Source organism: Stenotrophomonas sp. P5_A9 (assembly GCF_056400525.1).
This window is the reverse complement of sequence record NZ_JBFULC010000011.1, coordinates 36,577-61,603: the sequence shown is the minus strand read 5'-3', so window position 1 is coordinate 61,603 and position 25,027 is coordinate 36,577. Positions and strand designations below refer to the sequence as shown.

At 69.3% G+C, this 25,027-nt stretch carries 9 protein-coding genes; 6 read left to right on the top strand and 3 right to left on the bottom strand.

All coding sequences use genetic code 11. The annotated features are described in order from the left end of the window. Window positions 1-57: 57 nt before the first annotated feature. Window positions 58-1,863, top strand: coding sequence for an autotransporter assembly complex protein TamA (locus tag AC1DR7_RS05390; RefSeq protein ID WP_256776335.1), 1,806 nt, complete (start codon window positions 58-60; stop codon window positions 1,861-1,863). Beyond that, window positions 1,860-5,705: a translocation/assembly module TamB domain-containing protein gene (locus AC1DR7_RS05385; protein WP_457317814.1), complete on the top strand. Its 3,846-nt coding sequence runs from the start codon at window positions 1,860-1,862 to the stop codon at window positions 5,703-5,705. Before AC1DR7_RS05390 ends, AC1DR7_RS05385 begins: the two co-directional genes overlap by 4 nt. Window positions 5,706-5,873: 168 nt before the next feature. Here AC1DR7_RS05385 and AC1DR7_RS05380 read toward each other — a convergent pair whose 3' ends face one another. The 3 genes from AC1DR7_RS05380 to AC1DR7_RS05370 all read right to left on the bottom strand — a co-directional run bounded on the left by AC1DR7_RS05380 (window position 5,874) and on the right by AC1DR7_RS05370 (window position 10,472). After that, window positions 5,874-7,148 carry a hypothetical protein gene (locus AC1DR7_RS05380; RefSeq protein ID WP_457317813.1) on the bottom strand — a complete coding sequence of 425 codons (1,275 nt, stop codon included), beginning with the start codon at window positions 7,146-7,148 and terminating at the stop codon, window positions 5,874-5,876. 70 nt (window positions 7,149-7,218) lie between these two features. Then, window positions 7,219-8,787: a hypothetical protein gene (locus tag AC1DR7_RS05375; RefSeq protein ID WP_478050906.1), complete on the bottom strand. Its 1,569-nt coding sequence runs from the start codon at window positions 8,785-8,787 to the stop codon at window positions 7,219-7,221. Next, entirely contained in the window at window positions 8,784-10,472 is a 1,689-nt protein-coding gene (locus tag AC1DR7_RS05370) for an Hsp70 family protein (RefSeq protein ID WP_457317811.1), read from the bottom strand. Before AC1DR7_RS05370 ends, AC1DR7_RS05375 begins: the two co-directional genes overlap by 4 nt. 126 nt (window positions 10,473-10,598) lie before the next feature. Between AC1DR7_RS05370 and AC1DR7_RS05365 the strand changes: the two genes are divergently transcribed. The 4 genes from AC1DR7_RS05365 (at window position 10,599) to AC1DR7_RS05350 (ending at window position 25,019) form a co-directional block, all read left to right on the top strand. After that, the gene (locus AC1DR7_RS05365; RefSeq protein ID WP_457317810.1) at window positions 10,599-12,746 is read left to right on the top strand and encodes a S46 family peptidase; all 2,148 of its coding nucleotides are present in this window, start codon (window positions 10,599-10,601) and stop codon (window positions 12,744-12,746) included. 78 nt (window positions 12,747-12,824) lie between these two features. After that, entirely contained in the window at window positions 12,825-13,571 is a 747-nt protein-coding gene (locus AC1DR7_RS05360) for a response regulator transcription factor (RefSeq protein WP_457317809.1), read from the top strand. Between the two features lie 208 nt (window positions 13,572-13,779). Then, the gene (locus AC1DR7_RS05355) at window positions 13,780-21,666 is read left to right on the top strand and encodes an SdrD B-like domain-containing protein (protein ID WP_478050905.1); all 7,887 of its coding nucleotides are present in this window, start codon (window positions 13,780-13,782) and stop codon (window positions 21,664-21,666) included. After that, on the top strand, window positions 21,663-25,019 hold the full coding sequence (locus AC1DR7_RS05350; protein WP_478050904.1) for a hypothetical protein: 3,357 nt from the start codon (window positions 21,663-21,665) through the stop codon (window positions 25,017-25,019). The genes AC1DR7_RS05355 and AC1DR7_RS05350 overlap by 4 nt, the downstream gene beginning before the upstream one ends. The last annotated feature ends 8 nt before the right edge of the window (window positions 25,020-25,027 follow it).

Sequence of the window (25,027 nt, the reverse complement as noted above, 5' to 3'; positions counted from 1 at the left end):
TTTAACGGGTCCTTCACTACCGTTCTGAAACAGCCACGCCGATTTCGCATGCTCGCGATGGCCCGTTATGCTGTGTCCATGCAGCCAAAGAATTACGCCCTTCCCCTGATGTTCCTGTCGCTGGTCACCGCTTCGGTGGCACACGCCCGCGGAACGATCGACAAGGTGGAAATCAAAGGACTGGACAAGGGCGACGACGCCGAGATGATCGAGAACATCGAGGTCTCGCTGTCGCTGTACGACACCATCGGCAAGCCGCAGGGCGAGTCGCGGCTGGAGTATCTGTTGTCCCAGGCCGAACGCCAGACCCGCGAGGCGCTGGAGCCGTTCGGTTACTACAATCCGGTGATCAAGGTCGAGAGCCCGCGCGAGGGCGAAAACCTGCGCGTGGTGATCCATGTCGACAAGGGCCCGCCGACGCTGGTGCGCCGCGAGCACATCGACATCACCGGGCCGGCGCAGCTGGACCAGTACCTGCAGGAAGACCTGGAGAAGTTCAAGCCGCGCAAGGGCCAGCGTTTCGAGCACACCACCTACGAAGCCAGCAAAATCACCGTGACCCGGCGGCTGGCCGAGCGCGGTTACTTCGATGCCGACTACACCCAGCGCCAGGTGCAGATCACCCGTGCCGAGAACGCCGCCGACATCGACCTGACCTGGGACAGCGGCCGCCGTTACAACATGGGCGACATCCGCTTCCACCAGGATTACTTCGTCGACACGCTGTTCGACCCGCTGGTGTACTGGGACAAGGGCAGCTACTTCCACGAAGGCAAGCTGGACCGCCTGCGTGAATCGCTGACCAAGCTGGACTACTTCAGCGTGATCGACATCCAGCCGCGTCCGGACCAGGCCGATGCGAACGGCGACGTGCCGGTGGACGTCAACCTGACCCGCGCCAAGCGCTCGATCTACACCGCCGGCCTGAGCTACGGCAGCGAGAGCGGCGCCGGTGTGCGCGGCGGGCTGGAGCGGCGGTTCCTCAACAGCCGCGGCCACAAGATGAACACCCAGCTGGACTACGCGCAGAAGCGCAAGAGTCTGGTCACCAGCTACCGCATCCCGGCCTTCGCTTGGCTCGATGGCTGGTATGCGTTCACCGCCAGCGCCTACGACGAGCAGACCGATTACATCGACCTGCGCAACTTCAAGCTGTCGGCCAGCCGCAGTGGCGAGATCAACGAACACTGGACCGCGATCGCCTCGATCAACGCGCTGCGTGAGCGCTGGCGCTACGCCTCGGGCACCGAGTTCACCGATGCGGTCTACAACACGTCCACGCTGGTGTACCCGCAGCTGGTGGCCGACTACGTCAATGTCGACGATGACCTGTTCCCGCGCAAAGGCATCAGCGGCAGCGCGACGCTGCGCGGCGGCGTGGAAGGGGTGGGCTCGGACACCAGCTTCGTGCAGGCCAACATGGTGTTGCGCTGGTACGTGCCCATCGGCGATACCGACCGCCTGATCCTGCGCGGTGAAGGCGGCACCACCTGGACCAGCGACCTGGTGGCGATGCCGCCAAGCCTGCGCTTCTTCGCCGGTGGCGATCGCAGCATCCGCGGTTATGCCTACCGTGAAGTGGGCCCACGCACACCGGCACCGGACAAGTACGCGCTGGGCGCGAAGAACCTGGTGATCGGCTCGGCCGAATACGAGCATTACTTCAAGGGCGGGCCGTGGGGCGCGGCGGTGTTCGTCGACACCGGCAGCGCGTTCGACAACACCATCGACCTGCATACCGGCGTGGGCTTCGGCGTGCGCTGGAAATCGCCGGTGGGTCCGGTCCGCGTGGATATCGCGCACGGCTTGAACGACCCCGATTCGCAGTTCCAGCTGTACCTGAACATCGGAGCGGACCTGTGAGCACGCCGACGCCAACGCCGCCTGCCGCCCCCCCGCCGCATCGCGTGCGCTTCTACCGCAAACGGCGCTTCTGGGCGTGGTCCGGGTTCACCGTGCTTGGCCTGGTGCTGCTGGCCCTGCTGTTGCTGTACTGGCTGCTGCAGACGGTGGCCGGTCGCGATGTGCTGCTGGCCCAGGTCGTGGCGCGGTTGCCGGTGGGCGCCACGTTGACCTGGAGCAAGGTCGAGGGCCCCGTCGCCGGTCCGCTGGTGCTGCACGACGTGGATTTCCGCTACGACGATATCCACTTCACCGCCGAGCGCGCCTACCTCGATCCGGACATCCGTCCGCTGCTCGGGCGCAAGCTGCAACTGGATGCGTTGCAGCTCAAGAACGCCACGTTGAACCTGGCCAAGAGCGATGAGCCGTTCGAGCTGCCGTCCTGGCCCGATTCGCTGCCGCAGATCGAGATGCCGCTGGCGATCCAGGCCGACACGATCACGATCGACGGGTTCCGCATTACCCAGGCGCAGCAGCCGCTGATCGACATCACCAAGGTGCGTGGTGGCGTGGAAATCGCCAACGGCGAATTCCGCGCGACCCAGCTGAAGATCGACAGTGACATGGGCGATTTCCGCGTGGACGGGCGTTACCTGCCGCGCAGCGATTACGACACCGACATCACCATCGGCGCGCTGCTGCCGGCCCCGCGCGGGCGCACCCCGGCGCGGTTGGGGCTGGTGGCGCGCGGCGACCTGGGGCATATGGAAGTCGCGCTGGCCGGCAATGCGCCGGCACCGCTGCAGGCCAGCCTGGTGTTCGATGGCCGCACCGATCCGGTGTGGAAGGCCAGTGCCCGCAGCAAGGAGCTGGACCTGGCGCTGCTGGTGCCGGGCATGGACGCGACCACCAGCACGCCGATGGCGCTGGACGTGCAGGCCGATGGCAAGGGCGGTCAGGCCAACCTGCAGGGTAGCTTCAAGCAGGGCGACATCGCGGTGGAACTGGCGCCCTCCAAGGTCGGCCTGGCCGACCAGGTGCTGACCGTGGCGCCGCTGCAGATCAAGGCCTTTGGTGGTCAGGCGCGGCTGCAGGGCAAGGCGGATTTCACCGACAAGGAAAACGCCAGCCTGCGCTTCTCCATCGTCGCCAACGACCTGACCTTCGTGCCTGCGGCCGACACCACCACCGCCGGCGCGGCTGCGCCGGTACCGGTGACGTTGAAGGAAGCACGGCTAGGCCTGGCCGGTACGCTGAAGAACTGGGCGGCCGTGGGCAATGCGTCGGTGGAGCGCGAGAAGCAGACCGCCGACCTGCAGTTCGATGTGCGCGGCAACGACCAGGCCGCCTCGATCAAACAGGTGCAGGCCAGTACCCCGGGCGGGTCGCTGGATGTGACCGGCCAGGTGGCCTGGGCGCCGCAGCTGGACTGGGACGTGGCGATCAAGCTGGCCGGATTCGATCCGGGCTATTTCGCCCCGGGTTGGGACGGCAAGCTGTCCGGCGCGCTGGCCTCCAAGGGCCGCCAGCTGCCGCCGCCGACGGGCAGCCCGGCCGGCACCGCCGGCAGCTATGAAGCCACCGTCGACGTGCCCGGGATCAAGGGCACGCTGCGCAAGCGCACGCTGGATGCGCAGGGCAAGTTCGCGCTGCGCGGCGAACAGGGCGAGGGCAACCTCAGCCTGGCACTGGGCAACAGCCGCCTGACCGCGAAGGGGTCGGTCGGCGACCGCCTGGATATCGATGCACAGCTGCAACCGGTGCAGCTGGACGACCTGCTGCCCGGCAGCAGCGGCAGCCTGCGTGGCCACGTGCTGGTGAAGGGACCGCGCAGCGCGCCGGACATCACCGCCGACCTGGTCGGCAGCGGGTTGCGCTGGGACGACTGGAGCGCCGAGGCGATCAGCATCAAGGGCCGCCTGCCATGGCAGGGTGACAGCGGCACGCTGGCGGTGCAGGGCAGCAAGGTGCAGGTCGGGATGCTGCTGGACACGCTCAACGTGGATGCGCGCGGCAGCGTGTCCAACCTGCGCCTGGATGCGCAGACCCGGAACGAACTGGGCGCGGTCGCGCTCAGCGGCAGCGTGCGCCAGCAGGGCCAGGCATGGCGTGGCGAGCTGGGCGCGCTGCGCATCGCACCGGTCAAGGGCGATGCGTGGAGCCTGCGCACGCCGGCCACCTTCAGCGTGCAGGGCAGCACCTTCACCCTCAGCGATGCCTGCCTGGGCGCGGCCACCGGCGGTGCGCTGTGCGCCAGTGCGAACTGGCCGCGCGACGGCCTGGTGGTGCGCGGCGATGCGTTGCCGCTGGCACTGGTGCAGCCGTGGCTGCCGCCGCAATCCGGTCGCCGCATGTACCTGCGTGGCGAGCTGACCCTGGATGGTCGCATCCGTCCGCGCGGCAATGCGTGGGAAGGCAGCGCCAAGATCGCCTCGGCGGAAGGCGGCATCCGCCTGGGCGACAACGCACGCGGCGAACTGGTGCGTTACGACCACTTCTCGGTGGACGTGGAAATGACCCAGGCGCAGATCAACGGCAAGCTCGGCGTCGGTTTCCAGGGCGATGGCTTCGTCGATGCCAAGGTGCAGACCGGTTGGGATGCCAGCGCGCCGCTCAATGGCGAGCTGTACATGAACATCGCGCGGCTGTACTGGCTGGAACTGTTCTCGCCGGACATCGTGCGCCCCACCGGGCTGATCGAAGGCCACGTGAGCCTGCGCGGCACGCGGGGCACGCCGTCGCTGGGCGGCGAGGCCACGTTGAGCAGGTTCAAGGGTGAGTTCCCGGCGCTGGGCCTGACCTTCGATGAAGGCAAGGGCAGCTTCACCGCACAGCCCGACGGCTCGGCCAAGATCAGCGCGCAGGCCAATTCGGGCAAGGGCACGCTGTATGTGGATGGCGGGCTGTCGTGGTTTGGCGATGCGCAGCCGCTCAAGCTGCACATCCATGGCGAAAACGTGCTGCTGGCCAACACCAGCGAACTGCGTGTGATCGCCAATCCGGACCTGGACTTCGGCCTGGCCGGCAAGACCATGGAGCTGCGCGGCACCGTGCACGTGCCCGAGGCCGACCTCGACCTGGAGCGCCTGGATCGCGGCACGTCGGTGTCCGAGGACGTGGTGGTGCTCGATCCGGTCGATCCGGAAGAAACCCCGACCTCGCCGCTGGACATGGACCTGACCGTGAGCCTGGGCGACAAGGTCAAGATGAGCGGCTTCGGCCTGAAGGGCGCGCTCGGCGGCAAGATGCAGGTGTGGGCGCGGCCGGGCCGCGAGATGACCGCCAATGGCGGGCTGGAAGTCAGTGGCCGCTACAAGGCCTACGGGCAGGACCTGACCATCACCCGCGGCAACCTCAACTGGAACTACAACGCGGTCTCCGACCCGCGCATCAACATCCGCGCCGAGCGCAAGATCGGCGATGTCACCGCCGGTATCGACGTCACCGGCCGCGCGCAGTCGCCGCGCGTGGATGTGTGGTCGGACCCGGCGATGTCGCAGTCCGAAGCGCTGGCCTTCCTCGTGCTGGGACGCAGCCTGACCGGTGCCAGCAGCGACCAGGCCCAGCAGGTCAACGCCGCCTCGGCGGCGCTGTCGGCCGGCAGCGGCCTGCTGGCCGCGCAGCTGGGCGCCAAGCTTGGCCTGGACGATGCAGGGGTGAGCCAGTCGCGCGCGCTGGGCGGGTCGGTGATCGGCGTGGGCAAGTACATCTCGCCCAAGCTGTACGTCGGCTACGGCGTGTCGCTGGTGGGCAGCGGCTCGGTGCTGACGCTGAAGTACCTGCTGCGTCGCGGCTTCGATCTGGAAGTGGAATCGAGCACGGTGGAAAACCGTGGGTCGTTGAACTGGCGGCGGGAGAAGTAACGGGCGACGGCGCACCTGCGTCGGCGCGTCATCGGCAGCTCATGACCGGGGGTCGTGAGCCGTGCGATTGGACCAGCGCAGCCGGTCGCGGTGCTGGTGCAGGTCCTGCGCCCACCACACCAGCGCCATCCCCCAGGCGGGCACGATGGTCAGCAGCGCCAATACGCGCTAGAGTCCCCGGAAATCATCGGCGTTGGGAGTGAAGGGGCCGCAGCGGGCCAGCAGCCGCTGCCACGCTACGTGCAGGATGATCGCGTTGGCCACCAGCAGCCCCGCCAGCGCGGCCACCGGGATGCCGGGGGTCAGGCTCAGGGCCAGCCACAGGCTGCCCATGGCGCTGGCGACCAGCAGCGGAATGGTCAGGATGCGCAACCCGGGCAGGGCGGTGGGTATCTGTTCCGGCGCGCGCTGCCAACGCACCAGTGCGCGCAGGGCCACGCCGGACAACCACAGCGTCGGCACGAACAGCGTTCCGATCAGCATGATCAGGATGGCGCGCTGGGTGCCGCTGAACTGGCCATCGCCGGACGGCGGCAACGGCCAGCTGCCCAGCACGCCCCACAGGCAGACCAGCCCGCAGAAGGCGGCAAGCGTGCCGGCGCGCAGCGCGCCGCTGAGCAGGTGGATGCGATCGCCCTCGTTGCCGAAGCGCGCCCAGAACGCGACCTGGGCGGGGGCCAGGCCAGGCGGTGTCTCCCGGGTCGTCCAGAAGTCCAGGGCGCTCAGCACGCCGATGGCTTCGTTGACGCGCGGGGGCACCAGCGTGGTCAGCAGGTTGCGCCACAACGGGCGGTCCTGGCGCAGGCTGCGCAGCACGCTGCTGTCGGGCAGCAGCAGGCTGTCGGTGACGTCCAGGTAGCGCTGGGCCAGGCTGGCGGCGCCCTGCGGCGACAGCAGCCAGGCCTGGTGCCAACGGCGCACGGCGGCCTCCAGGTCCCAGCGATCGATGTCCCCGCCCAGGTCGTCCCAGGCGAAGCATGCGGTGAGGCAGGCGACCACCGGCGGCGGCAGCGGTGGGTCGCCGGCCTGGAGGGCCTGCAACACGGCCTCGCCGATGGCCGGCTTGTCGCCGAGCGACCACAGTTCCGGTTGCTGCTGCAGCCAGGCCTCGAGCGTGGCTGCGTCGTGCTCCCTGGCGAAGGCGGCGATGCGGCTGCCTACCGCGTCGACATACACTGCCGGTGCCGATGGCCGGGCCGGGGCCGCTGCAGGCGCGTCGGCACGGGCACGGGCATGGGCGCGCCCGCCGGAAGGGGGAGGGCCATCGTCCTGCGCCTGCACCCACGCCAGCGCATCCTGGTAGGCCGCGTGCAGGTGCTGGAACGCCTCCGGATCGTCGTCCGGCCGGCTAACCCGCAGCCGTTGCGCGTACGCGCGCTTGACCGCGCGCACGTCGACCGGTGTGCCGTCATCCAAGCCCAGCCAGGTCAGATCCCAGCTCATGCGCGCTGTTCAAGGCGCAGCGCGCGCGCGGCGCCCGGACGCGCCGGCCCGGGGCGAGCTGCGCGGCGCCTCATCGATGCACGACCTTGGTCATCGCATCCACCGTCCAGGCCAGCAGTGCGCCGGCCACGGCGATCTCGCCGAACATCAGCGCCAGCCCACCCAGTTTCAGGAACGGCCAGATCCCGAGCAGCAGCCAGCCGTTGAACTGGAAAACGTAGCCGGCGCGATGCCACCAGCGCCGGATCGACAGGCCCAGCGTCAGCCACGCCAGCGCACTGCCGGCAACGCGGGCGTCGGCGACGTGGATCACCAGCAGCGCCGTAATCGCCAGCAGCGGGATCAGCCACAGCTTCAGGTGCGGCCAGCGCACGGCGGGGTCCTCGTCGGCAATCTGCCACTGCGCGATGGCGCGCAGCGCCGGCAACACCGCACCCAACGCCAGCACCGCGGCCGCGGCGACCAGGCCGATCTGCACGAACTCGGCCATGCCCAACGGCGGGATGAAGCCGCCGCTGCGACGGGTAGGGGTCAGGTTGACGAGCATGCCCAGCAGCGGCACGACGGCCATGACGATCACGGCCAACAGGGCACTGCGCAGGAGTGCGACCTGCATGCGGACCCACCCCAGCGTGCTGCGATCGGCAAGGGCCAGCCAGAAGGCGACCTGCTCGCGCCGTAGCGGCGGCGGCGCGTCGCTGGCATCGTGGATGTCCAGGCGGGCGAGGGTGTCACGCATTGCGCTCACCCGTTCCGGCCAGCAGGCGCTCCACAGCGACTGCCACCGCGCCCACGGACGCGTCAGGCGATCCAGGCGGATGCGGGCTTTTTCCGGGTCCAGCGGTACGCCATCGCGATGCAGGAACCGCCCCAGCGCAGCGTGGTTGCGCGGCTGCAATACCCACAGACGATGCAGGCGCAGCCGACACGCGTCGGCATCGTAGGGGTCCAGTCCGCTGCCCACCTCGTTCCAGCAGAAACACTGCGAGAGCAGCTCGAAATTGCCGATGTGGATCGGCACTTCCCTGGACAGCAGCGCGGCCAGCACGGCGTCGCCGATCAGCGGCTTGTCGCGCAGCGACCACAGTTCCGGACGCAGCTGCAGCCAGCGCTCGAACGCGGGTGGCTCGGACTGTTGGGCCTCGTTGATGATCCGCCGCGCGACGACGTCGGGATCGACCGGCGGGGCCGCTGGCTGTGGGAGCGGAACCGGTACCCGATCCGGTGCGGAAGGATCCGCATGGGCGGCAGCAGGGTAGGTGGTGTCACCATCGTCCAGGGTGAGCACCGGGTCGTGTGCTCCCGGTGCGTCGGCCGCGGCCATGACTTCCTCGACCGGCGCCGGCGTGGTCCCGGGTTCGGCGGCGCTCGCCATTGCCTGGTCCCGCTGCAGCCCCTGCGCGATGTCGGCGACCGGCACCGGCGACAGGTCGTGCCGGCCTTCGTCGTCTTCCTGATCCTGCCACTGCGCACGGTACTGCGCCCAGCTCAGCGCGGCCTGGTAGGCCTCGTGCAACTGCTGGAAGCCCACCGGGTCGTCATCCGGCCGCGTGGTGCGCAGACGCTTGGCGTAGGCGCGTTTCACCGCGCGCTCGTCCGCGTCCTCCGCCAGGTCGAGGGCCGCGTGGCCCCAGCTCATGCGTCGCGTTCCAGTGCGTCCATGGCCGCGGACAGCTCACCGCGGTGCTGGTCGATGCGCTTGATGTCCTGGCTGTCCAGCGCATGCCGGAACTGCTCCAGCCACGACTGCAGCAGGTCGCGCTGGTCGAGGTATTCCTCGTACAGGCGCTCGGCGCGCGCCACCGTGGCCAGGTTCTGCTGCTGGTCGCGCGGATGGATCTTCAGGCCCTGCAGGGCCAGCAGGCGGTCACGGATGTCCTGCGCGGAGAGCAGCCCGGGGTTCTGTTCCAGGATCAGCTCGTGGCGGGTGCCGGTCGCGTCCTGGGTGACTTCCACCTGCAGCAGGCCGTTGACGTCGTAGGTGAAGCGGGTGGTGACGGCTTTTTCGGCGGCCGTGCCCAGCCGCGGCAACGGCACCCGCAACTCACCCAGTTTGATGTTCTTGTCCACCGTGGGGCTCTCGCCCTGGTAGATGTCGATCACCACTTCGCGCTGGTCGTCGCGGACCGGGAAGAAGCGGTCCTCGCGGCTGACCGGCACCACGCTGTTGCGCTGGATGATCGGGTGGAAATAGCCGCTGCGTTCGCTGCCATCGGGCCCGCGTCGCGAGACCTGGGTGCCCAGCGTGTACGGGCACACATCGGTGAGCACGATCTCCTGCAGGCTCAGGTCGCGACTCTTGAGGCCGGCGGCCACCGTGGCGCCCAGCGCGATGGCCTGGTCGGGGTGGATGTGGCGCAACGGCAGGCGGCCGAACATGCGCGTGACCAGGCGGCTGATCATCGGCATGCGCACCGCGCCACCGACCAGCACGATGTCATCCAGCGCTTCGGGCTTGAGCCGGGCGTCGCGGATGGCGCGCTCGATCGGCGCACGCATGCGTTGCAGCAGCGGCTCGCACAGTTGGGCGTAGCGGGCTTCGTCGAGCTGCCAGGACAGCTGCCGGCTGCCCAGCGCGATCTCCAGGCGACCGTCGCCCTGCTGGCTCAACTCGCGCTTGAACAGCTCCAGCCGGCGCAGCAGTTGGGCCTGCTCGGCGCTGGACAGGCTGGCCGGGTCCAGGCCGTTCTCGGCATGGAAGGCCTGGGCCAGCACCTGCAGGAAATCCTCGCCGCCGAGGAAGTTGTCGCCGGCGCTGGCGTGGACCTCGATCACCCCGTCGAACAGCTCCAGGATCGATACGTCGAAGGTGCCGCCGCCCAGGTCCAACACCAGCACCCGGCCTTCCTCGTCACGCTGCTGCAGGCCGTAGGCCAGCGCTGCGGCAGTGGGCTCGTTGATCAGCCGTTCCACGCGGATGCCGGCCAGCTCGCCGGCCGCGCGCGTGGCCTTGCGCTGGGCATCGGAGAAGTAGGCCGGCACGCTGATCACCGCCTCTTCCACCGGGTGCCCGAGCGCGGCCTCGGCATCGGCCAGCAGCGAGCGCAGCACCAGCGCGGACAGTTCTTCGGGACGGAACGTGCGGCTGCCGAGGCGCACTTCGCGGTCGCTCCCCATCCAGCGCTTGAAGTTGGCCACGCTGTGCTGCGGGTGGCTGACCAGGCGGTCGCGGGCCGGCTGCCCGACCAGCACCGCGTCGTCGGCCAGGCTGACCACCGAAGGGGTGAGCAGCTCGCCATGCGCGTTGGGGAACAGCCGGGGGCCTTCTGTGGAATGGACACCGATGAGGGAATGGGTGGTGCCCAGGTCGATACCGACGATCATCTGCGGACGTCCGTTGTGCAGAAAAACGCGATTGTAGGAGCGTCGCGCACCCCTGACCATCGGGCGTTGCCCCACAGCGTCCCCGAGGCTAAGGTTCCCGACTGTTCTGACGTACCGGATGTGCCCATGTCGCCACGTAAAGCCCTGCCCACCGCCTTGGCCCTGGGCCTCACCCTCGCCGCCGGCGCCCACGCCGATGAAGGCATGTGGATGCCGACCCAGCTGCCGGAACTGGCCAAACCGCTCAAGGCGGCCGGCTTCAAGGGCGACCCGGCCGACCTGGCCAACGTCACCGCGCCGCCGCTGAGCGCGGTGGTACGCGCTGGTGGCGGCACCGGCTCGTTCGTGTCCGGCGACGGGCTGCTGCTGACCAACCACCATGTCGCGATGGGTGTGATCCAGTACAACAGCTCGCCCGAGCACGACCTGATCAACGACGGCTTCATCGCCCAGGGCCGCAGCGATGAGCGCGCGGCCAACCCGGACTTCCGCGTGCTGGTCACCACCGGCTTTGACAAGGTCACCGATCAAGTGCTGGCCGGTGCGCGCGGCCAGACCGGTCGTGCCTATTTCGATGCGGTCGACCGCGCCAGCAAGCAGCTGGTGGCCGAGTGCGAAAAGGAGGGCAACGTGCGCTGCAGCGTGGCCGACATGTACTACGGCACCGATTTCTACCGCATCCGCCAGCTGGAACTGAGCGATGTGCGGCTGGTGTACGCGCCGCCGCGCGCGATCGGCAACTACGGCGATGAGATCGACAACTTCATGTGGCCACGCCACACCGGCGATTTCACCCTGCTGCGCGCGTATGTCGGCAAGGACGGCAAGCCGGCGCCGTACAGCCCGGACAACGTGCCGTACCAGCCGCCGGCACACCTGAAGATGGCCATCGATGGGCCCAGGACCGGTGACTACGCGATGCTGGCCGGCTACCCCGGCATCACCTACCGCCATCGCACCGCCGCCGAATTCGCCGGGCAGATCGATGCGGTGCTGCCGCGGCGGGTGGCGGTGTTCCAGCAGATGATCGACACCATCGAGGCGGCCAGCGCCAAGGATGCACAGGCGCGCACGCGTTATGCCTCGCAGCTGCAGTCACTGAAGAACAACCGCAAGCGTGCCGCCGGCGAGCTGGAGGGCCTGGTGCGCAGCGATGCCAAGGCCCAGCGCGCCAGCGACGAAGCGGCGATGCTCAAGGCCACCGATGCCAGCTACCAGGGCGACATCCAGGCCCTGCTCGGGTCGTTGTCGCAGGGCGCATCGGTGGGCGAACGCGACCTGCTGCTGGACCTGCTGTCGGCGCAGAGCCAGCTGCTGCGTTCGGCGCTCATGCTTGAGCGGCTGCGCATCGAGTCGGCCAAGCCCGATGCCGAGCGCGAGAGCGGCTACCAGCAGCGCGATCTGGCGTTGATTGAAGGCACCTTGAAGCAGGTGCAGCGCCGCTACGCGCCGGCAGTGGAGAAGGCGTTGCTGACCACCCTGCTGACCCGCTACCAGCAGCTGCCCGACGCGCAGCGCGTGCCCGAGTACGACGCCGCCTTTGGCCGTACCCCGGCCGCGCTGGCCAAGGCGCTGGACAGCCTGTACGCCGGCACCCGCCTGGGCGATGAGTCCGAGCGTCTGTCGCGCCTGGCTGCGGCACGGGACGGCAAGCCGTTGGCCCGCGATCCGCTGATCGACTTGGCCGGGCCGCTGGTGGCCGCGCAGTTGCGCCTGGACGATGAGAGCAAGACCCGCGCCGGCGAGCAGCTGCGCCTGCGCCCGGCCTACATGCAGGCGCTGTTCGCGTGGCGGGCCAAGCAGGGCCGCGCGGTGTACCCCGATGCCAACCGCACCCTGCGCATCAGCTACGGCAAGGTCGAGGCGCTGTCGCCGCGCGATGCGGTGCATTTCGACCCGGTCACCACCGTGGCCGGGATCGTCGAGAAGAACACCAACGCCTACCCGTTCGATGCCCCCAAGCCGCTGCTGGCGGCCATCGCCAAGGGCGATTTCGGCTCCACCGCCGACCCGGTGCTGAAGACCCAGACGGTCAACTTCCTGACCAACCTGGACACCACCGGCGGCAACTCCGGCTCGCCGGTGCTCAATGCCAAGGGCGAGCTGATCGGGCTGAACTTCGACAGCAACTGGGAGTCGGTCAGCGCCAGCTGGTGGTTCGACCCGCGCTACAAGCGTGCCGTGCACGTGGACATGCGCTACCTGCGCTGGCTGCTGGCCAAGGTCTACCCGGCGCCCGAGCTGCTGAAGGAAATGGGCGTTCCGGCCGAATGAGCCGCAGGTAGGCCACGACCGCCGGTCGTGGCCTACACTGGGTGCTGGCGCTGGGGAGCGGACACACACGTGGTGGCAATGCAGGACGAGGACGACGGCACGACGCCGGCGGCGACACGGGGGGATCTGCACGGGCTCCGGGTCTGGGTGGTCGAGGATGATCCGGAGCTGCTGGCGCTCAGCGTGGACGACCTGCGCTGGCGTGGCGCCGAGGTGACGGGACTGGACAGTGCCGAGGCGCTGTACCGGGCCTTGGCGGTGGGCCGCTGCGACATCGTGGTGCTCGACGTCGGCCTGCCCGGCGAAGACGGCTATGCGGTGGCCCGGCATCTGCGCCGGATCGCCGATATCGGCATCGTGATGCTTACCGGGCGTGGCAGCACCCATGAGATGGCGCACGGCCTCTCGCTCGGTGCCGATGTCTACCTGGTCAAACCGCTGGATGGCGACCTGCTGGCCGCCGCACTCACCAGCCTGCGTCGCCGCTTGCCCACGGCGGCACCGATCGCCCATGCCGCACCTGCCGCCGGTAGCTGGCGAATGCAGGCCGACGGCTGGGACCTGCGGGCGCCCAACGGCGCGGTATTGGCCATCACCCGGGCCGAGCGTGGCTTCCTGCGCGCACTGATGGCCGAGCCGGGTCGCCCGATCGAACGCGAAGCCCTGATCGCAGCGGTCACCGATGAGCCTTGGGACTTCGATCCACATCGGCTTGAGGTGCTGGTGCATCGACTGCGTGCGCGGGTGCGCGGCGGCATCGGCCTGACCCTGCCGGTGCGCGCGTTGCGCGGGGCCGGCTACCTGTGGACCGACGAGGTGTCCTGAGCCCGACGCATGGGTGCGTGTGAGCAAGTGAGAGCAATCGTGAGGTGCTGGCACTGCTTTTGCACGCCGTCCTCACCAGAATCCCTGCCGCCTCCGGCCAACCGGCCGAGGCCGCGCGTCCGTCGTCGACGGCGCGCCATGAATGCCAGGGAGGCCGGTCTGCAATCGCGGCTGCGGCCCTGGCTTTGTCGCCAGCAGGGGAACAGTCGTGCACAAGCAGCAGGTTCGGACGGATGCCGTCGCAGGCATCGCATCGTCGTGGGGTTCGTCGTGGCGCGTACGTGGCTGGCAGCTGCTGTGCGCATGCCTGCTGGGCGGACTGCTGGTACCGGCCGCGTGGGCGGCCAACCTCAGCGTGTCGCAGCTGTCGGACTCGACCAGCGGCTGGCTGCGCGGCGACGGTACCGCGTCGGGCACGGCGAGCAGCGATCCGGCCCCGGTCGGGGCGATCGTGGTGTACGACGTCACCCTGTCCAACAGCGATACCGCCGCCGCCAGCGGCGTGGCGGCGATCTTCGATCTGCCGGCCGATACCCGCGCCTACCAGTTGCCTGCCGCCTGTACTGCGCAGACCGATACCCGCATCGTCTGCCGCTACGCCAGTTTCCCCGGCCAGGCCGCCGGTGGCATCAGTTTCCAGCTCAAGGTCGATACCCAGAACGCACAGCCGGGCACCACCAAGGTGGTGGCGGCGATCGGCAACGCGTCCGCCCTGCCGGCCCCGACCGCGCCGGTCGCCAGCCTGACCAACGCCGATCCGTTCTTCGCCGGTGACAGCAACCCGGCCAACAACCGCCTCGAACAGAACACCACGCTGACCGCCGGCGCCGATCTGGCGCTGACCAAAAGCGGCAGCCCGGCCTCGGTGATCGCCGGTGGCGAGGTGACCTACACCCTCACCGTGCGCAACGCCGGCCCCAGCCCGTCCACCAACTTCCAGGTGATCGACACGCTGCCGGCCGGCTTCGCGGTGGTCCCGGGCAGCTTCAGCGGCACCGGCTGGACCTTCAATTACGGCACCACCACGGCCACCCACGCCGGCAGCCTCGCCAACGGGATGACCCGGACGTTCACCTTCCGCGCCAAGGCCAACGTGTCCAGCGGTGCGGTCACCAATTCCGCGCGCGTGGCCGCCATCGGCACCCCGGACCCGCGTCCGGACAACGACGTGGCCACTGCCAACACCGTGGTGACCACCGGTGCCGACGTGACCGTGGCAATGGTCGCCTCACCGGCCCCGGCCGCCACCGACGGGCCGGTGGTGTTCACCGTTACCGCAGAGAACCTTGGCCCGGAAGCCTCCAGCGGCGTGAGCGTGACGGGCCAGCTGCCGGCCGGCTTCAGCTTCACCGGCACCGGTTCGCTGCCGTCCAACTGGACCTGCACCAGCCCGACCCCGACCACCTTCTCCTGTACGCGCACGGGTGCGATGCCGGCCGGCAGCAAGGACATCCTGCAGATCCAGGCGACGGCCCCGGCCACGCCCGGCAATGTCACCGCCACCGTGCAGATCCAGTCGGCGCTCACTCCTGATCCGAACGATGCCACCCACGGCACCAACAACAACATCGCCACCACCGCGCTGACCGTGCTCGCCGATGGCGCCGACCTGCGCCTGGCCAAGAGCAAGCTGGGCAGCAACGAAAACGGCGAAGTGGTGCCGGTCGGTACCACCTCGGCCAGCAACATGACCTCCACCCTGCGCCTGTGGAACAACGGTCCGGCCCGTATCACCGCCGGTGCGCAGATCGTGGACGTGCTGGCCGATGGCGAGGAATTCATCGCCACCACCGGGCCGTTCACCTGTTCGGCGGTGCCCGCCGCGTACACCCCGGGCACGCGTCAGGTGGTGACCTGCGATTTCACCGGCCCCTATCCGGTGGCCGTCGCTACCGGTACCGGCAACGGCAATGCATTTGCCACGCTGGTGATGACCACCCGTGCGCGCGCGGCCGGTCTGTTGACCAACAATGCCTGCACCGGCGGTTCGGCACCCGGCGGTGGCCCGGCCGCGCTGGAGCCGACCACCGACAGCGGCGTCAACCTGGACAAGATCACCAGCAACGACTGCGCCGGCAGCGGCATCCGCGCCACCGACGATGCGGCCAACCTGTCGATCACCAAGGTCGCCAGCACCGAAGCCGGCGGCGACAAGGTGGTGGGCGTCACCGAAACCTGGGCCGAGTACCTGCTGACCGTGCGCAACAGCGGTGCCGATACCGCCGGCGTGGTGGTCAACGACCCGCTGCCGGGCTTCCTGGACAACAACCGCACCGTGGTGGACATCACCGCGCCGGCCGGTTGGCCGGCGGCCAACTGCCGCATCAACAACGGCAGCCTGATCTGCGAATCGGGCAACGCGGTGCTGGCACGCAACGCCACCGCGGTGATCCGCCTGCGCCTGCGCACGGCCGGCAACACCCCGGGCATCCTCTTCGACAGCGTGGGCAAGACCGCCGCCAGCGGTGCCAACGCTGCCTGCGTGGCGGCCGGCACGGTGCCGGCGTCGGGCCACTTCCATTGCAATCGCGCCGGCGTCGGCGTGGATGGCCGCATCACCGGCTCGGTGGGCGAATCGGACTGGAGCGACAACTACGCCACCGACTGGCTGCGCGTGGAGCGCGTGGCCAACATGCAGACTGTCGAGAAGGTGATCACCAGCGGCGACAACAGCGGCCGCGCCGGCGTGGTCGCCGACTATCGCATCCAGTACCGCAACCAGGGCCCGTCGGCGATTCCGCGGGTCGCCTTCACCGATACCTTCACCCTGCCGGCCGGTGACAGCGGCTTCGTGCTGGTCAACGCGCGTCTTGCCTCCAACAACCAGGCCTGCACCATCACCGCGATGGAGACGGGCATTACCGCCAGCAACACCGCCGGCGGCATTTCCTACCGCAATACCGATACCGCGAGCCCGCGCACGCTGACCCTGACCTGCCCGGCCGTGGCGCTGGCCAATGGCGCAGTGGACACGGTCAATCTGGGCATCCGCCCGAACGTCAACGCCAGCAACACCGGGCGTGTGTTCGACAACGTGGCCGGTTTCAGCTTCCCCGATGGCGCCACCGGCAGCGATGCCAACGGCAGCTGGAACTACAACCTGGTCAGCACCGCGGCCGATGACACCAAGCAAGCGCGGCTGACCTTCGGCGAAGGCCGGGTCGACCTGCTGGTGCAGAAGAACGACCAGGGCTTTGCCGGTGGCATCGACCCGCTGGGCTTCGACCCCCAGGTGCCGGCCAACAACTACCTCACCTACCGGGTGACGGTGGGCAACCAGGGCCCGTCGCTGGCCAGCGATACCCGCATCCGCGACAGTCTGGTGCCGCCGGATGGCCGCACGGTGACCTTCATCGGTGCATCGACGACGGCCGGTGGCAGCTTCAACGTTGCCGGCTGCAGCGTGGTGGAAGGCAGCAACCCGTTCACCGGCAACGGCAGCAGCGCGATGGTGCTGGACTGCCTGATGCCGGGCGCCGGCTTTGCCGGCAGCAATGAAGAGGGCACCGTGGCCGCCGGCGCGGAGAGCGCGCTGTTCCTGCGCTACCGCTACGACAGCGCCCCGGGCGGCGGCGGCGACACCTTGAGCAACACCGCGCTGACACACTCGGCTGAAACCCGACAGGGCGCCGACCTGACCGCCGGCGATGCCAACCGCGCCGACAACAGCACCACCGAAACCACCAGCGTGTTCATGCGCTCGGACATGACCGTGCGCAAGACCATGGTGACCGTGTCGCCGGGGGCCTCCCCGAGCGTGGCACTGCCGGCCAGCGTGGCCGGCGTCACCGTGCGCCAGCCGTTCTGGTACGTCATCACCGGCGTCAACAATGGCCCAGGCCAGAGCCTCTCGCGTGACCGCAGCGCCACCGCGCAGCTGCGCGGTACCGGCACGGTGGTGACCGATACGCTGCCGGCCGGTGTGCAGGTGACCGGGCCGGTCACCTGGCAGAAGCAGGGTCCGGCCTACGCCGGGTCCACCCCCGATGGCAGCGGCACGTGCAGCGTGCTCGACCGGGTGGTGACCTGCGAAGTGGGCGACACCACCTTCGCCACCGGCAACCCCGGCCAGGTCCGCATTCTGGTGCCGGCCATGTGGCCGCAGCTGCCGGCCGGCAGCACCGCACCGCGTGGCAGTTCCAGCAACCATGCGCAGATCAGCACCGAGCAGGTCGACGAGAACCCGGCCAACGACATCGTCGATGTGCCGCTGGACGTGGTCAACCTGTCGCTGGCCGGCAAGGTGTTCGTGGACAGCGACCAGGCCGCCGGCAACGGCGGCACCGTGCAACCCGGTGAAGCCGGCATCGCCGGTGTGTCGATCCGCCTGAGCGGCACCGATGCCTACGGCCAGGCGGTCAACCTGACCGTCACCACCGACGCCAACGGCCAGTACCGCTTCGACAACCTGGCCCCGTCCGACGCGGCCGGTTACACCGTGCTGGAAGTGCAGCCGACCGGCTATGCCAATGGCCGCATCGACCCGCCCACCAGTGGCGCGCAGGCGGCGACCTTCAACCCGGACAGCTACCAGGCCGGCCGCCCGGACAGCCGCTACGTGGTGCTGCTGGGTGCCGACGTGGCCGTGCCCGGTGGCACGATCGGCAGCGTCGGCGCGGTGGCGGTGAACTACAACTTCCCCGAAGTGCGTCGCCCGAGCCTGTCCGGCTACGTGTATGTGGACCTGGACTTCAACAACCAGCGCACGGTGGGCACCGACAGCGCCATCGTCGGTGCCAGCGTGGAGCTGCTGGACGCCAGCACCGGCGCGGTGCTGGCCACCGTGCAGACCGACGCCAACGGCCACTACCGTTTCGACGACCTGGACCCGCACGTGCTGTACAGCGTGCGCGAGCCGTTGCCCAACGGCCCCTATACCAACCGTCCTAGCGCCGTGAACGCCGGCACCATCGGTGGCGCGACCTGCGCCATGGGTACCTGCGTGGCGGGCACCGGCGTGGCCAGTCCGGGCGGACCGGACGCGGCCAACACCGACCGCATCGCCGGGATCGACCTGGGCCGCGGGGCCGATGGCGAGAATTTCAACTTCGGCGAGAACCCCAACGGCAGCTCGATCGCCGGGCGGGTCTGGCTGGACGTGGACAATGACGGCGTCATCGACCCGACCGAAACCGGCCTGGGGGGCGTGGAGATCGTGCTCACCGGCACCGACCGCAACGGCCAGCCTGTGCAGTTGACCACCACCACCGCCGCCGATGGCAGTTACGCCTTCGTCGGCCTGCTGCCGGGCACCTACGTGGTGACTGAACCGACCCAGCCGACCAACACCCTCAACGGCATCACCGTGCCCGGCGACAAGGGCGGCACCGCGACCTCGCCGGACACCGTGCCGTCGGCGATCAACGCGATCGCGCTGGGTAGCAACGAGGCGGCCGCGGCCTACAACTTCGGCGAGATTCCGATCGCCTCGATCGCCGGCCGCGTGTACTACGACAACAACGACAACGGCAGCATCGACGCCGACGAAACCGGCATCGCCGACGTGCAGATCGTGCTGACCGGCACCGATGACGCCGGGCAGCCGGTCAACCTCACCACCCGCACCGATGCGCAGGGCAATTACAGCTTCCCCAACCTGCGCCCGGGCAGCTACGTGCTGACCGAACCGGACCAGCCGGCCTACACCACCAACGGCATCACCAGCCCGGGCACCGTGCAGGGCAGCGTGGTCGGCGTGGCCACCGACCGCACGACGGTACCGTCGGCGATCAGCCAGGTCGTGCTGGGCGCGGGCATGCAGTCGGTGCAGAACAACTTCGGCGAAGTGGCCGACACCCCGGACCTGGTGGTCAGCAAGCACGCCACCACGGCGGTGTTCACCGTCAACCATGCCGCCGAGTACCAGATCCAGGTGCGCAACATCGGCCCACGCCAGACCTTGGCCGGCTACGAAGTGCATGACCGCCTGCCGGTCGGCCTGACCCTGCTCGACACGCCGACCGGCAACGGCTGGCTGTGCGAGGGCGCGGTCGGTGCACAGCGCTTCGTGTGCCGCAGCAGCACGCTGATCGCTGCCGGTGCGACCCTGCCCGATGCGATCACGGTCAAGGTGAAGGTCGGCGCCGACGCGGCCAATGGCAGCACCGTGCACAACGCGGTGCTGGTCCAGGGCGGTGGCGAAGATGCACCGCATGGCCCCAGCCCGGCCGAGCGCGCCGCGTTCGAGGGCGATGTCACCGCGTTGCCCGAGTGCGATCCGGCGATCACCCAGAACGTCTGCCGCGTGCCCAACAAGGTGCAGCTCAGCGCCTCGGTGGGCGGCACGGTGTGGTACGACGTGGGCGGCGATGACCAGCTGCTCGATGGCGGCGACCAGCGCCTGCCGGCCTGGATCGTCGAACTGGTCGACCCGGCCACGGGGGAGGTGGTGGCCAGCCAGGTCACCGCGGCCGACGGCAGCTATCGGTTCAACGATGTGCTGCCGGGGGTGAAGTGGAACATCCGCTTCCGCGACCCGCGCTCGAACATCGTCTGGCCGCACCCGGTCACCCGCGAGACCGTGGCCGGCGTGCAGGCCACCTGCGACGCCGCCGGCGCCATCGCGCGTGCCGGTACCAGCGCCTGCCAGGTCAACGACAACGCCAGCAGCGTGCTCGAGGTGGTGTTGGCACCCGGCCAGTACCTGCCGCAGCAGAGCCTGCCGGTGGATCCGTCCGGCGTGGTCTACGACGCCGTGTCGCGTGATCCGGTCCCGGGTTCGATCGTGACCCTGTCGCCGGTCGGCCTGTGCAGCGGTTACGACCCGCGCACTGCCGTGCTCAACGCGGCCCAGGGTGGCTATCGCATCGAAGGCAACGCGATCTCGATGACCGTGGGCAGCGAGGGCTTCTACCAGTTCGCGTTCGGCCCCGCTGCGCCGGCACGCTGCGAGTTCCAGCTCAGCGTGACCCCGCCGGGCGGCTATGCGTTCGTATCCAGCCTGATCCCGCCGCAGGACGGCACGCTGTCGCCGCTGGGCGGCGGCGGCGCCAACCACGTGGTCCAGCCCAACACCGCAGCGCCCACCGGCGCGGTAGGCACGGCTACCCAGTACTACCTGGGCCTGTTCGGCGGCTCGGCCACCGCTGCGATCGTGCATAACCACCTGCCGCTGGACACGGCGGTGGCCACCGGGCTGGCGATCAGCAAGAGCGGCGACCGCCAGACCGCGGAGATCGGCGACACCGTGCAGTACACCATCACCGTGCGCCAGACCGCCGGCAGCGCGCTGCGCACCGTCAACGTGGTCGACCGGCTGCCGCGTGGCTTCACCTACATCGACGGCACGGCGCGTGCCGATGGCCGCGCCGTGGTCGACCCGAACGGCAAGCCGGGCCCGCTGCTGGGCTTCCGCCTGGGGCCGATCAGCGTCGGTGGCCAGATCGTGCTGACCTACCGCGTGCGGGTCGGCGTGGGTGCACAGCAAGGCGATGGCATCAACCGCGCACAGGCATTCGGCTGCGCCTTCGACGGCGGCTGCATCAACACCGACAGCCTCACCCCGCTGCCGGGCGCGCTGCCCTCCAACCGCGCCGAATACCGCGTGCGGGTCACCGGCGGCGTGTTCACCGACCAGACCTGCGTGCTCGGCAAGGTGTTCGTGGACTGCAACAACAACCACGTGCAGGACCGCGAGGAACTGGGCATCCCGGGGGTGCGCCTGTACTTCTCCGACGGCACCTGGGTGATCAGCGATTCGGAAGGCAAGTACAGCTACTGCGGCCTGCCGCCGCAGAGCCACACCCTCAAAGTGGACGCTGCCACGCTGCCGCTGGGTGCGCGCCTGACCACCAGCAGCAACCGCAACCTGGGCGATGCCGACAGCCTGTTCCTGGACCTCAAGAACGGTGAGCTGCACCGCGCCGATTTCATCGAGGGCAGCTGCGCCAACCCGGTGCTCGAGCAGGTCAAGGCGCGCCGCACCCAGGGCGAGGTGTGCGCGCCGGAAACCGAAACCGGGCAGCCGCCGCTGCGCTTCGACAGCAAACCCGCGCGGGCGCCGCAGCAGGCGACCGACTCGGCCAACCAGAGACCGATCGTGCATCCCAGAACCTCCCCGCCTGCCGCAGGCGCCGCCGCGGAGGCCACGCCATGAGCCGGCTGCATCCGCTGACCCGCCTGCCGCGGCTGAGCCTGCTGGCCTGTGCGCTGGCTGCCGTGCCGGCCATGGCGCAGAGCGTGGGCACGCCGGGCCGCTTCACCCCGGTGCTGGGCGAGGCCTCCAGCCTGTATCCGCGCAGTGCCACCAGCACCGACGCCGCGCCGCGCGCGCTGGACGTTGCCGCGGCGGGCACGTTGGACCGCATCGTGGTCGAGCTGGACCGCGACGGTGTGCCGGCCGACGGCCAGAGCGCCGTGCACGTGCGCGTGCAGCTGCTGGATGCACAGGGTCGCGCGCTGACCGGCAGCACCTACGCCACGATCGAAAACAGCGGCGGTCGCATCCGCCTGCCGGGCTCGCGCACCGATGAGCTGGGCCCCGGCGCGCTGGATGCCGACAGGATCACCCCCGGCGTTCAGCTGCAGGTGGTTGATGGCCTGGCCGAGTTCGACCTGCTGGCCCCGCATGACCCGCAGGACGTGCTGCTGCGGATCACCGCCGGCGCCGAGACCGCGCAGGGCAGCATCGCCTTCCTGCCGGAAATGCGCGAGATGCTGGCCACCGGCCTGATCGAGGGCGTGGTCAACTTCCGTCGCCGCAACACGGCCGGGCTGGTCGCGGCGGTGGACCATGACGACGCGTTCGACCGCGATATCCGCCGCTGGGAGCGCCAGTTCAACAACGGCAAGGCCAATGCCGCCGCGCGCACCGCGTTCTTCGTCAAAGGCCGGATCAAGGGCGAGTACCTGCTCACCGCCGCCTACGACTCGGACAAGGACACCCGCGGCCGGCTGCTGCGTGACATCCAGCCGGAGGAGTTCTATCCGGTCTACGGCGACGCATCGCTGCGCGGCTTCGATGCGCGCTCGGCCGAGCGCCTGTATGTGCGCGTGGACAACCGCCGCAGCTACCTGCTGTACGGCGATTTCCAGACCGGCGACGGGCTGGCCACGGCCACCGGCATCGGCGGCAGTGGGGCGCTGCCGCAGCGCAGCCTGGGCACCTATAACCGCACCGCCACCGGCCTGGGTTGGCATTTCGAAAGCGAGCGCGTGCGCAGCAACGTATTTGCGATGCAGGACTCGCTGCGCCAGGTGATCGAGGAGTTCCGCAGCCAGGGCAGCGGCCCGTACGCGCTGCGCAACAACGCCGTGCTCGAAGGCAGCGAGCGGGTGGAAGTGATCGTGCGCGACCGCAACCAGCCCACCCGCATCGTCTCGGTGCGTGCGCTGGCGCGGCTGGTCGACTACAGCTTCGAGCCGTTCTCCGGGCGCATCCTGCTCAACCAGTTCCTGCCGGCGTTCGACAGCGACCTCAACACGGTCTCGCTCCGCATCACCTACGAGCTGGACCAGGACACCGAGAAGTTCTGGGTAGTCGGCGCCGATGCCCAGGTGAAACTAAGCGAGCGCATGGAAGTGGGCGCGGCGGTGGTCGATGATCGCAACCCGTACGCCGAGTTCAGCATGGGCAGCGCCAATGCCAGCTACCGCTTCGGCGACAGCACGCTGCTGGTAGCCGAGTTCGCGCGGACCCGCAGCGAGGTCAACACCAACACCATCAACCAGGTCACCTCGCAGGGGCTCAAGGACGTCACCGGCGAGGTCGAGGGCGATGCGTGGCGGGTCGAGTTCGCGCATGACGGGGCGCGCTTCGACGCGCGTCTGTTCGCCGCCCGCACCGATCCGGCCTTCAACAATCCGGCGGCGCCGTTGTACGGCGGCCGTGGCGAATACAATGCAAGGCTCGGCTACCGGGTCGGTCCGCGGCTGGAACTCTACGCCGAAGGCCTGCGCAGCGAAGATCGCAACCCGGACGGCGGCAAGCGCGATGCCGGCGGTGCCGGCGTGCGCATCGGCGCCAGCGAGCGGCTTACCGTGGACCTGGGCGTGCGCAGCATCCGCGAGACGATCGGCGTGACCTCGCCGTGGTCGTCGGGCGTCCCCTTCGGCGATGCGGGCGGGCTCACCGGTGGGTTTGCCACCGGCAGCGGCGGCGGCGCACTCGGCTACGGCCAGCAGGCGCTCGATCCGCTCACCGGGCTGATGGTCATCAACGGCAACAGCAGCGGCAGCCCGATCACCAGTGATCTGCCAGTAGGCACCGAGCTGGAATCGGACAGTGCCCGCATCGGTCTGGGGTATCGCATCAGCGATCGCCTCAGCGCCGGCGCCGAGGTGGAGCAGAGCGTCAGCGGCGAAGACCGCAAGCGCCTGGCGGCTGGCCTGGATTACCAGGTATTCGAACGCAGCCGCGTCTACGGGCGATATGAAAAGCAGACCGGACTGACCAGCGCCTATGGCATCACCACCACCGACCGCGAGGCCGACGCGCTGGTGTTCGGCATCGACAGCAGCTACCTGCGCGATACCCAGACCTTCAGCGAGTACCGCTTGCGGGATTCGATCAGTGGCCGTGACGTCCAGGCCGCATCGGGCATCCGCAATACGTGGGATATCGCCGAAGGCCTGCGCCTGGGCAGCTCGGCCGAACACGTCAAGGTGATCGACGGAAGCGCGGGCGACACCACCGGCCTGGCGCTGGCGCTGGACTACAGCGCCAACCCGCTGTGGCGCGGTGCGATCCGCGCCGAGCACCGGATCTCCGAAGACGTGCCGGACACGGCGACCAACGAGGCGTTCAACACCACGCTGCTGCAGGCCATGCTGGCCCGCAAGCTCAGCCGCGACTGGACGCTGTTGGCCCGCAACTACCTGCTCAGCACCCGCTACGACGCCCGTGGCGACGTGCTGCAGGACCGCTTCCAGCTCGGCCTGGCCTACCGCGATACCGATCGCAACCGGATCAACGCGCTGGCCCGCTATGAGTACAAGCTCGAGCGCGACGAGAGCGGGCTGACCCTGTCCGATGGCGCGGCCGTGGATGGCAGCAGCCAGGACGTGCGCACGCGAGCACACATCGTCTCCACCCACGCCGACTGGCATCCGTCGCGGCCGTGGTGGCTGACCGGTCGCGTCGCCGGCAAGTGGCAGCAGGACCAGTTCGCCTACAGCGATGGCGTGCGCGTCGACAGCCGCTTCCACGCGGTGCTGCTGTCCGGGCGGGTGGTGTATGACATCACCGAGAACTGGGACATCGGCGTGCTCGGCGCCACCTTCCGCGGCCAGACCGGCGCCAATCAGTACGCCTGGGGCATGGAAGTGGGGCGCCTGCTGCGCCAGAACCTGTGGCTGTCGGCCGGTTACAACTGGAGCGGTTTTACCGGCGACCGCGATCTCAACGGCTACGAGTACACCCAGCAGGGCGTGTTCGTGCGCCTTCGCTTCAAGTTCGATGAAGACCTTTTCCGGCCGGACCCTGTCCGCTACCGCGACCCGGCACGCTGAGGATGCCC